Origin of the sequence: Mesorhizobium sp. M1142, from assembly GCF_040318565.1 — a bacterium.
Taxonomy (GTDB): domain Bacteria; phylum Pseudomonadota; class Alphaproteobacteria; order Rhizobiales; family Rhizobiaceae; genus Mesorhizobium.
This window is the reverse complement of the sequence record NZ_JAMYMK010000001.1, coordinates 15,771-30,647: the sequence shown is the minus strand read 5'-3', so window position 1 is coordinate 30,647 and position 14,877 is coordinate 15,771. Positions and strand designations below refer to the sequence as shown.

The following is a 14,877-nucleotide window of genomic DNA, read 5'->3' as shown; positions in this document are numbered from 1 at the left end:
CTCCAATCCAGAAAACAATACCAAAAAAATACCACTTGTCCACACGCATTAATGAAATCCCTGCGTCGGGATAGGCCTGCAGACGAAATCCGCTGATTTCTCAACAAACTAGGCCTTAACTTTTTTGAAATGGAAATTAACCCTTGGCTATTGGTATTTTATTGGTATTATCCGCCCCGAGGAGAAATCGCGTGAAATTCGTGCTCGGCATCGATGGCGGCGGCACCAGCTGCAGGGCGGCCCTTGCAACGGCCGACGGCAGCGTCCTCGGCCGCGCCAAAAGCGGCGCCGCCAACATCCGCACCGATCTCACCGGCGCCAGGACGAACATCGTCGATGCGGCGCAGCAGGCCTTTGTCGCCGCGGGCAGGGATCCCGCACTGATCCCGCAAACGCCGGCCGTTCTCGGCCTGGCCGGCGCCAATGTCGGCACCTATAGGCAGCAGCTCGAAGCGATCCTGCCGTTCCGCATCAGCCGTGTCGAGACCGACGCCGAAATCGCGCTGGAAGGTGCGGTCGGCTCCGGCGACGGCGCCATGGCCATCCTCGGCACCGGCACCGCCTATATGGCGCGCAGACAAGGCAAGTCGCGCGCCATCGGCGGCTGGGGGTTCCAGGTCGGCGACCAGGGCAGCGGCGCCCGCATCGGCCGCGACCTGCTCGAGCAGACGCTGCTCGCCTATGACGGCATCCGCGAAGGCTCGCCGCTGACGCAGGCCATGCTCGCCATCTTCCGCAACAATCCCGAGGATGTGGTCGAATTCACCACCAACGCCAAGCCCGGCGATTTCGGCGGCTTCGCGCCCAAGGTGTTCGAACACGCCGAAAAAGGCGACGTCGTCGCTATCTGGATCCTCGACAAGGCGGTCGCCGATGTCGAGGCAGCGCTTGGCGTACTCGACCTGGGCGGCGACGATCCGCTCTGCCTGCTCGGCGGGCTGGCGCCGCTTTACGCGCCGCGCCTGTCGGCCCGCTACCGGGCGCTGCTGAAACCGCCGCTCGACGACGCGCTGGGCGGCGCGGTGCAGATGGCGGTTCGGATTTTCGCAAACACGGCGGAGACAGCGCGATGAGCGAGGCCGCCGACCAGATATTCACGGCGCTGAAACAATCGTCGCAAAGCGGCGCGCCGCTCTATCTGCAGCTGAGGAAGAGCATCGAGGATGCGGTCAAACGCGGGCTGATCGGACCGGGCGATGCGCTGCCTTCCGAGCGCGACATCGCCAGCAAGGCCGACATTTCGCGCGTCACCGTGCGCAAGGCGGTGCAGGACCTGGTCAAGGGCGGCATCCTCGTCCAGCGCCATGGTTCCGGCACCTTCGTTGCGCCGCGCATGGAGCGCGTCGAGCAGTCGCTGTCGATGCTGACCTCGTTTACCGAAGACATGGCGCGGCGCGGCATGGCGGTGCGTTCAGCCTGGCTCGACCGCGGCCTCTATCCGCCGTCGCCCGACGAGATGATGGTGCTCGGCCTGGCATCGAACGAATTGGTGGCGCGCGTGGCGCGCCTGCGCATTGCCAACGACACGCCGCTGGCGATCGAGCGCGCCTCGCTATCAACAAGCGTGCTGCCCGATCCGGCGGCGATCGGTTCGTCGCTCTACGCGGCGCTGGAACAGACCGGCAACAGACCGGTGCGGGCGGTGCAGCGCATTTCCGCCACCAATCTCGGCGATGGCGATGCGCATCTGCTCGAAGTGCCGCCAGGCATTGCCGGGCTGCATATCGAGCGTATCTCCTATCTGGCGAGCGGCAAGGTGATCGAGTTCACCCGCTCCATCTACAGAGGCGACGCCTATGATTTTGTCGCCGAACTCCGGCTAAGCGGGCCGGGCGAAGAGGGCCGGTCATGAGCGCAACAATTACCCATATGCGGCGCGAGATCGACGAGATCCCGGAGGCCACCGCGCGCCTGCTCGACGGCTCGGCCGCGGTGCTGACCGAGGCCGGGCGCGACATTCGCGAGCGCGACCCGAATTTCGTCGTCACCGTGGCGCGCGGTTCGTCCGACCATGCCGCGACCTTCATGAAATATGCCGTGGAGCTGACCGCCGGGCTGGCGGTTGCATCGGTCGGCCCGTCGATCGCCTCGATCTATGGCGCCAAGCTGAAGCTGGGCGGCTCGGCCTGCCTGGCGATCTCGCAGTCCGGCAAGAGCCCGGACATCGTCGCAATGGCGCAGGCGGCGCGGGCCGGCGGGTCGCTGACCGTCGCCATCACCAACACTGCCGATTCGCCGCTCGCGCGAGCCTCGGATTACGCGATCGACATCCTGGCCGGACCGGAGCGCAGCGTTGCGGCGACGAAGACCTTCGTCAATTCGGCCGTCGCAGGGCTCGCCTTGATGGCGCATTGCACCGGCGACGACAAACTTCTGGCAGCACTTGCCCGCCTGCCGGAGCATTTTCGCAAGGCGATCGCGTGCGACTGGATGGCGCTGGCTGCGGCACTCGAGACGCCGAAATCGCTGTTCATCCTTGGCCGTGGCCCGTCGGCGGCGATCGCCAACGAGGCGGCGCTGAAATTCAAGGAAACCTGCGCCATGCACGCGGAAGCCTATAGTGCCGCCGAGGTCATGCACGGCCCGCTGGCGCTGGTCGGTCCCGGCTTCCCGGTGCTGGCTCTGGCTGCTCGCGATGCGTCCGAACCGTCGGTGGCTGATGCCGCCGACAGCCTGGCCGGCAAGGGCGCCGCCGTCTTTGTGACGTCGAACAAGGCAAGGAGCGCACAGCCGCTGCCGCATGTCGCAACCGGTCATCCGCTGACCGATCCACTGACGCTGATCGTGTCGTTCTATGGTTTCGTCGAGGCTTTTGCCCGCCATCGCGGCCTCGACCCCGACACGCCGCCCAATCTGCGCAAGGTGACGGAAACGCTATGAGCGATCGCTTTGCCCTGACCGGCGCCCGGATTTTCGATGGCGACGACTGGCACGACAATGCGGCGCTTGTCGTGCGCGACGGCCTCGTCGAGGCCATCGTTGCCGCCGGGGCTATTCCACCCGGTGTTGCGCGTATCGAGACTGGTGGCGGCATGCTGGCGCCTGGCTTCGTCGATTTACAGGTCAATGGTGGCGGCGGCGTCATGCTCAACGACCATCCCGACGTCGCCACGATCGAGACCATCTGCCGGGCGCACGCACCCTTCGGCACGGCGGCGCTGTTGCCGACGCTGATCACCGACACGTCCGAGATCACCGCCGCCGCGGTTGCGGCCGGAGCCGAGGCGGCACGGAGGAAGATGCCAGGGTTCCTGGGCCTGCATCTTGAAGGGCCGCATCTTTCGATCGCCCGCAAGGGCGCGCATGACCCGGCCCTGATCCGGCCGATGCTAGGCCCCGACCAGGCGATGCTGATCGCCGCACGGAAAAACCTGCCCGTGCTGCTGACGACGGTGGCGCCCGAATCCGTCGAGCCCGGCCAGGTGTCGGCACTTAGCAAAGCCGGCATTGTCGTCAGCATCGGCCATTCCGATACCGGCTATGCCACGGCTCGCGCCTTTGCCGAGGCCGGCGCAACGGTGGTCACCCATCTGTTCAATGCGATGAGCCAGATCGGCAATCGCGAGCCAGGGCTGGCGGGCGCGGCAATCGATACCGGCACATTCTATGCCGGCATCATCGCCGACGGTATCCATGTCGATCCGGCCACCATGGCCATCGCCTTGCGTGCCAAGCAGGGGCCGGGCAAGATCCTGCTCGTCACCGACGCCATGGCGACGATCGGCACCGACATGACCTCGTTCACGCTGAACGGCCGCACCATCCACCGCAAGGATGGCAGGCTGACACTTGCCGACGGCACGCTGGCGGGCGCCGATCTCGACATGATTTCCGCGGTGCGCTTCATGCACCGCGTCGTCGGTCTCGACCTCGACGAGGCCTTGCGCATGGCCTCGCTCTATCCGGCGCAAGCGATCGGCCAGTCGCACTGGCTCGGGCGTTTCGCCAAAGGCACCGCCGCCAACATCGTTTCGCTGTCGGACGATGTGGACATTAAAAGCGTGTGGATCGATGGCGCCAGGGTTTTTGCAACCAGCCCTGCTCGTTAGGGTTAGCCGGCTTTGGACGTATAGAGGTCCTTGTAGGTTTCGCGCAGCAGGTTCTTCTGCACCTTGCCCATCGTGTTGCGTGGCAGCTCGTCGACGAAGATCACCCGTTTCGGATGCTTGTACCTGGCGAGGCGCCCGGCGATGGCCTCGATGAGCCCCGCGGCGCTGATGGTCGAGCCCGGCGCCCGCACCACGACCGCGGTGACGCCTTCGCCGAAATCCGGATGGGCGACGCCGATGACAGCGCTTTCGGCAACACCAGGCAGCGCGTCGATCTCGCTCTCGACTTCCTTTGGATAGATATTGTAGCCGCCCGAAATGATCAGGTCCTTGCCGCGACCGACGATGTGGACATAGCCGTCGGCATCGATCAGCCCCAGATCGCCGGTGATGAAGAAACCATCGTCACGGAATTCGGCCCTGGTCTTTTCCGGCATGCGCCAGTAGCCGCAAAAGACGTTCGGGCCCTTGACCTCGATCATGCCGACCTCGCCCCGGGCAAGTGTTTCGCCGCCGTCGGGATCGGCGATGCGCAGGGAGACGCCGGGCAACGGGAAGCCAACCGTGCCGGCACGCCGCTCGCCCTCGTAAGGGTTCGACGTGTTCATGTTGGTCTCGGTCATGCCGTAGCGCTCGAGGATGGCGTGGCCGGTGCGCTCTCGCCAGGCTCTGTGCGTCTCGGCCAAAAGCGGCGCCGATCCGGAAATGAACAAGCGGATGTTTTTCGCCGCTTGCCGGTTCAAACCGTCCTGCTGCAGCAGGCGGACGTAGAAGGTCGGCACGCCCATCAGGACGGTGGCGCGCGGCAGCAGCGAGACGATGCGGGCCGGGTCGAATTTGGTTTCGAACAGCATCGAGGCGCCGGCCATCAGGACGACATTGGTGGCGACGAAAAGGCCATGCGTGTGGAAAACCGGCAGCGCGTGAACCAGCACGTCTGCGGCGGTGAAGCGCCAGAGGTCGACCAGCACCCGCGCATTCGAGGCGAGGTTTTCGTGGCTGAGCATGGCGCCTTTCGAACGGCCGGTGGTGCCGGACGTGTAGAGGATCGCAGCAAGGTCGTCCGGCCCGCGCGCCACATCGTGAAAGTCCACGGCCGCCTCAGAGGCGCGATCGGTCAACGAACCCTCGCCCTGGCTGCCGAGTGTCGCGACCGCAGCGCCCGAGGCCTGCGCCAAAGCGCCGATCTCGGTCACTCGCGCCGGCTCGCAGACGACCAGTCGCGGCTCGGCATCCCTGAAAAAATAATCGAGCTCGGTCAGCGTATAGGCGGTGTTGAGCGGCAGGAAGATCGCGCCGGCACGCAGGCAGGCGAGGTAGAGGAAAATGGCCTGCGGGCTCTTCTCGACCTGAACGGCGACGCGGTCGCCGGCTTCGACGCCCAGCCGCGACAGCGCATGCGCCAGTTGAGCGGAGCGCGCCAGCATATCGCCATAGCTGATCGAGCGCCCGTCCTCTGCCTCCATCAAAAGGCGTCCGCGCGCGGGCATCCGGGCACGGAAAGCATCAAACAGATGGTTGCTCATGTTTAGCCCGAGCGGCGTCTCCGGCCGGACGGCGGCGGTCAGCCGGCCGCCTTGTCCGCCGCTATCCTGATTGCCTCGATGTTTGCCCGGTAGGCCTCGACGCTGCCGCCCTTGAAGATGGCCGCACCGGCGACCAGCACGCTGGCGCCGGCGGCAGTGACCAGGGGCGCAGTTTCGGGCGAGATGCCGCCGTCGATCTCGATCCTGATCGGCCTGCCGCCGATCAGCGCCTTCACCCGCTTCACCTTGTCGACGATCGCCGGAATGAAGGCCTGGCCGCCGAACCCCGGATTGACCGTCATGATCAGGATCAGATCAAGCCGGTCAAGCACGTATTCGATCATCGTCTCCGGTGTCGCGGGGTTGAGTGACACACCGGCCTTCTTGCCAAGGTTTTTGATCGTTTGCAGCGACCGGTCGAGATGTGGCCCGGCTTCGGCGTGCACCGTGATGCCGTCGCAGCCGGCGTCGGCGAAGGCGGCCAGATAAGGATCGGCCGGGGCGATCATCAGATGGCAGTCGAAGAAGGCCTTGGTGCGGTTGCGGATCGCCTTGATCACCGGTGGCCCGAAGGTGATGTTCGGGACGAAATGCCCGTCCATGACGTCGAGGTGGATCCAGTCGGCGCCGGCGGCCGTCACCGCCTCGACCTCGTCGCCGAGCTTCGAGAAATCGGACGCCAGCACCGATGGCGCGATCAGGGTTTTTTGAGCCATGTCCGCTTCCCGTTGTTGAGACCCCTTCGGCGTAATCATCTCGGCGCCGCTTGTCGACAGGAATCCGGCGTCCGCGCAGAAGGCGAGAAGCGGTGCGAGCCACTTCTCTTCTGGTGCAGACCTTTCCTCCAAGGCCTTTCCAGTGCACGGCCTTGGAGTTCAGTTCGAATGGCGCCGCGGCCTGGCCGTCCGTGGCAGGAAGAGCTTGCGGTTGCCTTGTTTCACCTTCTGCAGATCGGGCTTCTTCAGCCCAGCGGCGAGCGCCAAGATCGACAATCCGCTGGCAGCCTGGATGGCGCGGCGCAAACGGCCGCCACGAGAGCGCACGAACGCCCCGTGGCCGCAAGACATGGATCTCCCCCCACAGGTCATGGGAAGGCGAAGGTCGCGCTGAGCTCCTGCTGTTCCCTGAGACCATGGAGCCTCTGGATCTGTGGTCATGGGGCTTTACTTTCCGGGGCCGCACCGCGCGGCACCTGAGCGTCTGTCGCGGGGCGAGGCAGAAAGGTTCATGGGCCGGGGCCGGGCCGGCTGGATCACCGCCGGAAAATACGGGCCTGCCGGTCCCGGATCCGATCAACCGCGATGAATGGTGAAAGCCTTGCGCAGAATGCTTGCGCGCCACGCAGCCTGTTCTTATATACGCGCCAAGCCGTCCAGCGCCGAATGCCGGTTGCCGGAGCGGAATTTCTTGTGAACAGGGGCTTTCGTCGGAACGCCTGTACGGGTCCTGAGAGCCTGCTTAGCGGAGAGATTAGAACAATGGCAAAAGTAATCGGTATCGATCTGGGAACAACCAACTCCTGTGTCGCCATCATGGATGGCAAGGAATCCAAGGTCATCGAGAATGCGGAAGGCGCCCGTACGACCCCTTCCATCGTCGCCATCAACAGCGACGGCGAGCGCCTCGTCGGCCAGCCGGCCAAGCGCCAGGCGGTCACCAATCCTGAAAACACCATTTTCGCGGTCAAGCGCCTGATCGGCCGCCGCTACGACGATCCGGTGACGGAGAAGGACAAGAAGCTTGTCCCCTACAAGATCGTCAAGGGCGACAATGGCGATGCCTGGGTCGAGGCCGGCGGCAAGAAGCAGTCGCCCAGCCAGATCTCGGCGATGATCCTGCAGAAGATGAAGGAAACGGCGGAGGCCTATCTCGGCGAGAAGGTCGAGAAGGCGGTCATCACCGTTCCGGCCTATTTCAACGACGCCCAGCGCCAGGCGACCAAGGATGCCGGCAAGATCGCCGGCCTCGAAGTGCTGCGCATCATCAACGAGCCGACGGCGGCCGCACTTGCCTATGGACTGGACAAGAAGGAAGGCAAGACGATTGCCGTCTATGACCTTGGCGGCGGCACGTTCGACATTTCGGTGCTCGAAATCGGCGACGGCGTGTTCGAGGTGAAGTCGACCAATGGCGACACCTTCCTCGGCGGCGAGGATTTCGACATGCGCCTGGTCGAATATCTGGCGGCCGAGTTCAAGAAGGAACAGGGCATCGACCTGCGGAACGACAAGCTCGCCCTGCAGCGCCTCAAGGAAGCGGCTGAAAAGGCCAAGATCGAGCTGTCCTCCACCACGCAGACCGAAATCAACCTGCCCTTCATCACCGCCGATGCCACCGGCCCCAAGCACCTGACGCTGAAGCTGACGCGGGCGAAGTTCGAGAGCCTGGTCGAGGATCTCGTCCAGCGCACGATCGATCCCTGCAAGGCGGCGCTCAAGGATGCCGGCCTGAAGGCCGGCGAAATCGACGAAGTCGTCCTGGTCGGCGGCATGACCCGCATGCCCAAGATCCAGGAGATCGTGAAGCAGTTCTTCGGCAAGGAGCCGCACAAGGGCGTCAACCCGGATGAAGTTGTTGCATTGGGCGCCGCCATCCAGGCCGGCGTGCTGCAGGGCGACGTCAAGGACGTGCTGTTGCTCGACGTGACGCCGCTGTCGCTCGGCATCGAGACGCTGGGCGGCGTGTTTACGCGGCTGATCGAACGCAACACGACGATCCCGACGAAGAAGAGCCAGGTGTTTTCCACGGCCGAGGATTCGCAGTCGGCGGTGACCATCCGCGTCTTCCAGGGCGAGCGTGAAATGGCCGCCGACAACAAGGCGCTCGGCCAGTTCGATCTGGTCGGCATCCCGCCTGCGCCGCGCGGTGTGCCGCAGATCGAGGTCACCTTCGACATCGACGCCAACGGCATCGTCAACGTCTCGGCCAAGGACAAGGGCACCGGCAAGGAGCACCAGATCCGCATCCAGGCGTCTGGCGGCCTTTCGGACGCCGACATCGAGAAGATGGTCAAGGACGCCGAGGCTAATGCCGAAGCGGACAAGAAGCGGCGCGCGCTGGTCGAGGCCCGCAACCAGGCCGAGGCGCTGGTGCATTCCTCGGAGAAGTCGCTGAAGGAATATGGCGAGAAGGTTTCCGAGGCCGACCGCACGGCGATTGCCGATGCGATCGCGGCATTGAAGACCGCTGCCGAAGGCGACGATGTGACCGAGATCGAGGCCAAGACGCAGACGCTCGCCGAAGTCTCGATGAAACTCGGCCAGGCCATGTACGAGGCTTCGCAGAAGGAAGCCGCCGAGGCCGACGCCAAGGCTGACGCCGCCAAGGACAGCGACGTCGTCGATGCCGATTTCGAGGAAATCGACGAGGACGACGAGAAGAAGAAGTCGGCCTGAACCGCCTGACGGTAAAGGTAAGCAAAAAGCCCGGCGCGCAGCCGGGCTTTTTTGCAACCCTTTGCCAGAAAAACGCGGAGCTCCCCGAAAAAATGCGGACAAAGCCTCGTAGACACTGGCATCGCGGCTCCATCACACCTAAATCGGAACAGCGTGCCGGCAAACGACGCAACGATGCTTCAAGACGTTGACTATCCGGACTGCGGGAAAACATGAAAGCTGATTTTTACGAAACGCTGGGCGTGCAAAAGGGCGCCGACGAGAAGGAGCTCAAGAGCGCTTTCCGCAAGTTGGCCATGCAGTTCCATCCCGACCGCAACCCAGGCGACCATGCCTGCGAGCACAAGTTCAAGGAAATCAACGAAGCCTACGAAACGCTGAAGGACCCGCAAAAGCGTGCCGCCTATGATCGCTTCGGCCACGCGGCCTTCGAGCACGGCGGCATGAATGGCGGGGCGCAGGGCTTTGGCGCCGGCGGCTTCGCCGACATTTTCGAAGACATTTTCGGCGACATGATGGGCGGGCGCCAGCGCCGCTCGTCCGGCGGCCGCGAGCGCGGCGCCGACCTGCGCTACAATATGGAAATCACGCTGGAGGAGGCATTTTCCGGCAAGACCGCGCAGATTCGCGTGCCGGCCTCGATCTCGTGCTCGGAATGCTCCGGCAGCGGCGCCAAGCCCGGCACCCAGCCCGTCACCTGCTCGATGTGCAACGGCCACGGCAAGGTGCGCGCCACGCAAGGCTTCTTCTCGATCGAGCGCACCTGCCCGCAATGCCAGGGGCGCGGCCAGACCATCAAGGATCCGTGCCCGAAATGCGCCGGCCAGGGCCGTGTCACCGAGGAGCGCTCGCTGTCGGTAAACATCCCTGCCGGCATCGAGGACGGCACCCGCATCCGGCTGGCCAATGAGGGCGAGGCCGGCCTACGCGGCGGCCCGTCCGGCGATCTCTACATATTCCTCGCGGTCAAGCCGCACGAATTCTTCCAGCGCGACGGCGCCGATCTTTATTGCAAGGTGCCGATCTCGATGACAACGGCAGCGCTTGGCGGCTCGTTCGAGGTGACGACACTGGACGGTACCCAGACGAAGGTGAAGGTGCCGGAAGGCACCCAGAACGGTCGCCAGTTCCGCCTCAAGGGCAAGGGCATGCCGGTGCTGCGCCAGCCCAATATTGGCGACCTCTACATCCAGACCGTGGTTGAGACGCCGCAGAACCTTTCGCGCCGCCAGCGCGAATTGCTGGAAGAATTCGAGCAGCTTTCCTCAAAGGACAATTCGCCTCAGTCGAGCGGATTTTTCGCCCGCATGAAGGACTTTTTCGAAACGTTCGGCGAGCACCGAAGCTGATCCCTGGAAAACGCTTCCCGAGCGTCATCAACACCTTATCCGGGGATTCGCCTTGTCTTGCACCTCGTAGCTGTTAAGTAGCATGCGAGGGAGCGTTGAGGAGGACTTTCGATGACGCGTAGTCCCGGACTGCGAAAGACGCTGGCGGAAAAGTTCGACGACGAGTTGAAGTTCTTCAAGGGCTGGATCGACAAGCCGAAGGCGGTCGGTTCGATCGTCCCGACCAGTTCCGTCACCGCGCGCAAGATGGCCTCGATCGTCGATCCGAAATCCGGCCTGCCGGTGCTCGAGGTCGGGCCCGGCACAGGCGTCATCACACGCGCCATTCTCGCGCAGGGCATAAAGCCTGAGAATCTCTACGCAGTCGAATATGCCACTGATTTCGTGCGCCATCTGCGTCAGCTTTATCCAGGCGTCAACGTCATCGAGGGCGACGCCTTCAATCTCGACGCGACGCTTGGCGACAGGTGCGACCTGATCTTCGATTCTGTGATATCGGGCGTGCCTCTGCTCAATTTCCCGGTCGCCCAGCGCATCGCCTATGTCGAGAGCCTGCTCGACCGCATCCCGGCGGGCCGGCCGATCGTGCAACTGACTTACGGGCCGCTGTCGCCGATCCCGCCCGGCCGCGGCGACTATACGGTCGAGCATTTCCATTTCGTCATCCGCAACATTCCGCCGACGCAGCTTTGGATCTATCGGCGCGGCTGAACACATGTCGGAGTTCCGGATGCCGGTCATTGCGGCTGGTTGGCCAATCGGTCCAGGAATGCCGTCAGCCTTTCGAACGCCTGTTCTCCCGCCTTGCCGTCGAGATCGAACTGATATTCATGCGGCAGGGCCGGACTGTAGTCGTCCGGAAAGAACAGCGTGTCGACCGCGACGCCTTGCGCCGTGATCGCGCGCGCGATCTGACGCGACTGCGGCGCCAGCGGATCGGCATTGCCGACCGAGACGAATGCCGGCGGAAATTGCGGCGTCAGGTGTCTGTCGACTGAAAATTCGGCAATGCGCGGGTCATCGTCCAGCCGCTTCACGCCGAGATACGACCACATAACGGTCCTGTTGAAGCCGGCGAAAGGCCCTTCGGGCGAGATCATCGCGGGATCGTAAATGCCGCAGAACAGTGCAACGCCTTTCAGTTGCGCGCGCTCTATGCCCGGACCAACGTCCATCATGGCGGCATAGGTGGGATTGCTGATTGTGGCAGCCAGTTGAGCGACGATCTGCGAGCCGGCGGAGTCGCCGGCAAGAAAAAGCCTGTTGCGATCGATGTGGTAGCGGCCGGCATTACCGGAAAGAAAGGCAAGCGCCTTGTTGGCCTGGAGGACTGGCGTCGGATAGCGGGCGCCGGGGGCGACGGAATAGCCGACCGAGACAGTGACGTAGCCCCGACCGGCCAGTATTTTCATATATGCCGAGATGTCGGCCTTGTTTCCGGCAACGAAGCCGCCGCCATGCACCCAGACCACCGTAGGCAACGCCTTTGCCTGAGCGTCCACGGGAAAGAAGACGTCAAGGGTCTCGTCGGGGTCCTCGCCATAGCGCTCGTCGCGCAGTTCGCCGACATTGGCGGGCACGTGCTTTTCAAGCGCGCGGTTCTTTGCCACTGCATCCTTGTGAAAAGCGTAACGGATCAGAAGGACCGAAGGCCACGGGCTGAGGACGAAAGCGGCGTAGCCGGCGGCAGCAGCCACCGCGAGAGCGACAAGACCATAGCCTACCCATTTCAATCCCACGAGGTCCGCCCTATCCGCTGGCGCCGGTCGCCAAAACGGCCAGCTCTAAATGCGTGCCGCAATCTCGGCTATTGATTCGTCCCACGCATCGCCTATAGCTGCCGCCACAGCAAGGGATTGCGATGCCGATCATCCCGAAAATTCTCGTCGTCGCCGGTTCGGTGCGCAGCGGCGCCTATAGCGGCAGGACTGCCGACGTGGCGCAGAAGGAACTTGCCATGCAGGGCGCGGAGGTGACCCGCATCTCGCTCGCCGACTATCCGTTGCCAATCCTCGACCAGGATCTGGAAAAGGACGAAGGCATTCCCGAAAACGCCGTCAGGCTCGGCCGGATGATCGCCGCCCATGACGGCCTGCTGATCGCGACGCCCGAATATAACGGCTCCATTCCGCCGCTGCTCAAGAACACCATCGACTGGGTGAGCCAACTGCGCAAGGATGGGGGCCGGACGTTCAGGCCGCTTGCCGGCAAGGTCGCCGGCCTCTGCTCGTCTTCCAGCGGACCCTTTGCAGGGATACGTTGCATCAACCATCTGCGCGCCGTGCTGGTGCGCTGCCGGATGGAGGTGGTGACACCGGAGTGTTCGGTGCCGGAGGGCGGTAGCGCCTTCGACGACGAAGGCAACTTCCGGGACGAAAGACTACGCCAATCGATGGAGCACCTATGCCGAACGCTGATCGAAACCTCGCGCATGCTGTCGACGCGGATCGAGGCATGATCCCGGACGCCGCGCGTGCCGACACAATTCAGGAAAGGCTGATCGTCGGCCTCGACCTGCCGACGCTGAGGGAAGCCGAGAAGGCGGTGCGCGAGCTCGACGGGATCGTCTCCTTCTACAAGATCGGCTACCAGCTCGCCTTTGCCGGCGGGCTCGACTTCGCCCGCGAGCTGGCCAGCGGCGGCACCAGGATCTTTCTCGACATGAAGCTGCTCGACATCGATAACACCGTTGCCAAGGGGGTCGACAACATCGTCAGGATGGGCATGAGCATGCTGACCATCCACGCCTATCCGAAGACGATGAAGGCGGCGGTCGAGGCTGCCAGGGGCAGCGACCTTTGCCTGCTCGGGGTTACCGTGCTGACCTCGATGGACGAGCAAGACGTGATCGACGCCGGCTATGAATATGACCCGCATAGGCTGGTGCTGAGGCGCTCCGAGCAGGCGCTGCATGCCGGCATGGGCGGCATCGTCTGTTCGGCCGAGGAAGCGGAGGCGGTACGCCGCATCGTCGGCCCCGATCTGGCGGTAGTGACGCCGGGAATCCGACCGAAGGGCAGCGACCATGGCGACCAGAAACGCGTGGTGACGCCGGCGCAGGCGATCCGCAACGGCTCCAGCCATCTCGTCGTTGGCCGGCCGATCGTCGGCGCCACCGACAGGCGGGCGGCGGCGGAAGCCATTCTCGATGAAATGCGCTCGGCCTGATGCCAGGAATTAACCCGGAGAAATACCATGCCCAAGGGATACTGGATCGCTCGCGTCGATGTGCGCGATGCGGAAGGCTACAAGGACTATGTCGCAGCCGCCAAGCTGGCCTTCGACCGCTTCGGCGCCAAGTTCCTGGCGCGCGGCGGCGCGCATGAGAAGGCAGAGGGACCGGGCCGCGACCGCAACGTGATCATCGAGTTTCCGTCGCTTGCGGTGGCGCATGACTGCTACCACTCGCCTGAATACCAGCGCGCCGTCGCGATCCGCCAGAAGGTGGCCGATGGCGAGATCGTCCTGGTCGAGGGGATTTAGGCGCGAAGCCGGTTCGCCGCTGCCTCCGCCATCACATCGGCGAGGCTCAGGCCCCATTGCTTGCGACAGTAATCGCGAAAATCGAAGCAAGGCAGGCCGGGGCAGACCTCGAACTCGATGAGATGCACGCTATCGTCGGCTTCGACCCGGAAGTCGATGGAAAAGACGTCCCGCAGGCCAAGCCCGACCATCAGGCTTTCGGCGATGCGACGGATTCTTGCATCGGCTCGAGGCTGGCTGGCGTCAACGGGAAGCAGCAACGGCTCGGCGTAATTTCCGGTGGCTTTGGCCGCTTCGCCGGTATTGCCGTAAAGCGCCAGGCTGTCCTGCATGGTTTGGAAATCGCCGCCGGAATCGACAAAGGCGACGCCGAGCGCCTCAATGCCGGTATCCGGCTTCAGGCCGAGAAAGCTCGCCCGCACATTGCGTCCGGCGACATAGGGCTGGACGACGACATCGTCGCGATAGGCGGCGAATACGCGCCGGCTAAGCTTCAGCGCATGGCCGAGATCGTGGCAGCGCGAATCCGGCCAGATGCCGATCTTGGCGCCGAGCCGGTTCGGCTTGACGAACCAGCCGGCGGGCGAGGCCGGCGGCGCGACCAGCCACGCCCCGTCACGGGCAAGGCCCGCCTGCGGCACCGGCAGGCCAAGCGCGCCGAGCACGGCGCCGGACCGGAACTTGTCTTGGCAGAGCGCGAACAACGCATCGTCGGCGCCGATCGCGTCGAAGCCATTCAGCCGTGCCAGAGCCGGTGCCGCGCCGCCGCGGAAATAGGCAATGCCATCGGTCAACGTCCAGACAAGCGAGGTCTTCGGAACTTCGCCGGCGAGAACGCTTGCGGCGTCGTCGAGCGCCACCGGCGCAAACGACAAGCCGCGCGTTTGGCAAGCGGCGGCAAGTGCGTCGAATTCAGCAGCGATGTCGGTCGATTGCGCTAGGTAGGAGGCGATTTCGGCGGCACGCTCCGGCACGTGGTTATCGGCGACCAGCCGATCGAAGCAGGCCTGTTCCGGCTCGTAGACAAGGATCAGCTTCGGCTTGCGGCTTGACATGGGTGGAACGGCTCCTGGCA

15 protein-coding genes are annotated in these 14,877 nt (G+C 64.1%); 10 read left to right on the top strand and 5 right to left on the bottom strand.

The window, feature by feature from the left end:
* Positions 1–191 precede the first annotated feature (191 nt).
* From NKH42_RS00140 to nagA, 4 genes are read left to right on the top strand one after another with little or no spacing between them, the layout of a single operon-like run.
* Positions 192–1,073, top strand: coding sequence for a glucosamine kinase nucleotide-binding domain-containing protein (locus NKH42_RS00140; protein ID WP_352476905.1), 882 nt, complete (start codon positions 192–194; stop codon positions 1,071–1,073).
* Positions 1,070–1,852: a GntR family transcriptional regulator gene (locus NKH42_RS00135; protein ID WP_352507073.1), complete on the top strand. Its 783-nt coding sequence runs from the start codon at positions 1,070–1,072 to the stop codon at positions 1,850–1,852. Before NKH42_RS00140 ends, NKH42_RS00135 begins: the two co-directional genes overlap by 4 nt.
* Positions 1,849–2,880, top strand: coding sequence for an SIS domain-containing protein (locus NKH42_RS00130; RefSeq protein WP_352686219.1), 1,032 nt, complete (start codon positions 1,849–1,851; stop codon positions 2,878–2,880). Before NKH42_RS00135 ends, NKH42_RS00130 begins: the two co-directional genes overlap by 4 nt.
* Entirely contained in the window at positions 2,877–4,049 is a 1,173-nt protein-coding gene (gene nagA / locus NKH42_RS00125) for an N-acetylglucosamine-6-phosphate deacetylase (RefSeq protein ID WP_352686216.1), read from the top strand. Before NKH42_RS00130 ends, nagA begins: the two co-directional genes overlap by 4 nt.
* Before the next feature lie 2 nt (positions 4,050–4,051).
* On the opposite strand, the gene NKH42_RS00120 is transcribed toward nagA, so the two are convergent.
* From NKH42_RS00120 to NKH42_RS00110, 3 genes are all read right to left on the bottom strand, one after another.
* The gene (locus NKH42_RS00120; RefSeq protein ID WP_352507076.1) at positions 4,052–5,575 is read right to left on the bottom strand and encodes a malonate--CoA ligase; all 1,524 of its coding nucleotides are present in this window, start codon (positions 5,573–5,575) and stop codon (positions 4,052–4,054) included.
* Positions 5,576–5,613: 38 nt separating this feature from the next.
* On the bottom strand, positions 5,614–6,291 hold the full coding sequence (gene rpe, locus NKH42_RS00115) for a ribulose-phosphate 3-epimerase (protein WP_352686213.1): 678 nt from the start codon (positions 6,289–6,291) through the stop codon (positions 5,614–5,616).
* Between the two features lie 159 nt (positions 6,292–6,450).
* On the bottom strand, positions 6,451–6,642 hold the full coding sequence (locus tag NKH42_RS00110; RefSeq protein WP_352507078.1) for a hypothetical protein: 192 nt from the start codon (positions 6,640–6,642) through the stop codon (positions 6,451–6,453).
* Positions 6,643–7,053: 411 nt separating this feature from the next.
* Here NKH42_RS00110 and dnaK point away from each other — a divergent pair, with 411 nt between their 5' ends.
* The 3 genes from dnaK to pmtA all read left to right on the top strand — a co-directional run bounded on the left by dnaK (position 7,054) and on the right by pmtA (position 11,030).
* A complete protein-coding gene (gene dnaK / locus NKH42_RS00105) occupies positions 7,054–8,970 on the top strand; it encodes a molecular chaperone DnaK (protein ID WP_023679851.1) in 1,917 nt (638 codons plus the stop codon).
* 212 nt (positions 8,971–9,182) lie between these two features.
* On the top strand, positions 9,183–10,319 hold the full coding sequence (gene dnaJ / locus NKH42_RS00100) for a molecular chaperone DnaJ (RefSeq protein ID WP_254815727.1): 1,137 nt from the start codon (positions 9,183–9,185) through the stop codon (positions 10,317–10,319).
* Positions 10,320–10,430: 111 nt separating this feature from the next.
* Positions 10,431–11,030, top strand: coding sequence for a phospholipid N-methyltransferase PmtA (gene pmtA, locus NKH42_RS00095; protein ID WP_352686209.1), 600 nt, complete (start codon positions 10,431–10,433; stop codon positions 11,028–11,030).
* A gap of 26 nt (positions 11,031–11,056) precedes the next feature.
* On the opposite strand, the gene NKH42_RS00090 is transcribed toward pmtA, so the two are convergent.
* Entirely contained in the window at positions 11,057–12,058 is a 1,002-nt protein-coding gene (locus NKH42_RS00090) for an alpha/beta hydrolase (RefSeq protein WP_352905630.1), read from the bottom strand.
* Positions 12,059–12,180: 122 nt separating this feature from the next.
* Here NKH42_RS00090 and NKH42_RS00085 point away from each other — a divergent pair, with 122 nt between their 5' ends.
* The 3 genes from NKH42_RS00085 to NKH42_RS00075 are packed head-to-tail and all read left to right on the top strand — an operon-like array spanning position 12,181 to position 13,802.
* Complete coding sequence (locus NKH42_RS00085; RefSeq protein ID WP_352507080.1) at positions 12,181–12,777, top strand: NADPH-dependent FMN reductase; 597 nt, start codon at positions 12,181–12,183, stop codon at positions 12,775–12,777.
* Positions 12,774–13,487 carry an orotidine-5'-phosphate decarboxylase gene (gene pyrF, locus NKH42_RS00080; protein WP_352686202.1) on the top strand — a complete coding sequence of 238 codons (714 nt, stop codon included), beginning with the start codon at positions 12,774–12,776 and terminating at the stop codon, positions 13,485–13,487. The genes NKH42_RS00085 and pyrF overlap by 4 nt, the downstream gene beginning before the upstream one ends.
* Positions 13,488–13,514: 27 nt before the next feature.
* Complete coding sequence (locus NKH42_RS00075; protein WP_254815722.1) at positions 13,515–13,802, top strand: DUF1330 domain-containing protein; 288 nt, start codon at positions 13,515–13,517, stop codon at positions 13,800–13,802.
* Here the strand turns inward: NKH42_RS00075 and NKH42_RS00070 are convergent.
* Complete coding sequence (locus NKH42_RS00070; protein WP_352751797.1) at positions 13,799–14,857, bottom strand: D-alanine--D-alanine ligase family protein; 1,059 nt, start codon at positions 14,855–14,857, stop codon at positions 13,799–13,801. The genes NKH42_RS00075 and NKH42_RS00070 overlap by 4 nt on opposite strands.
* Between the last annotated feature and the right edge of the window lie 20 nt (positions 14,858–14,877).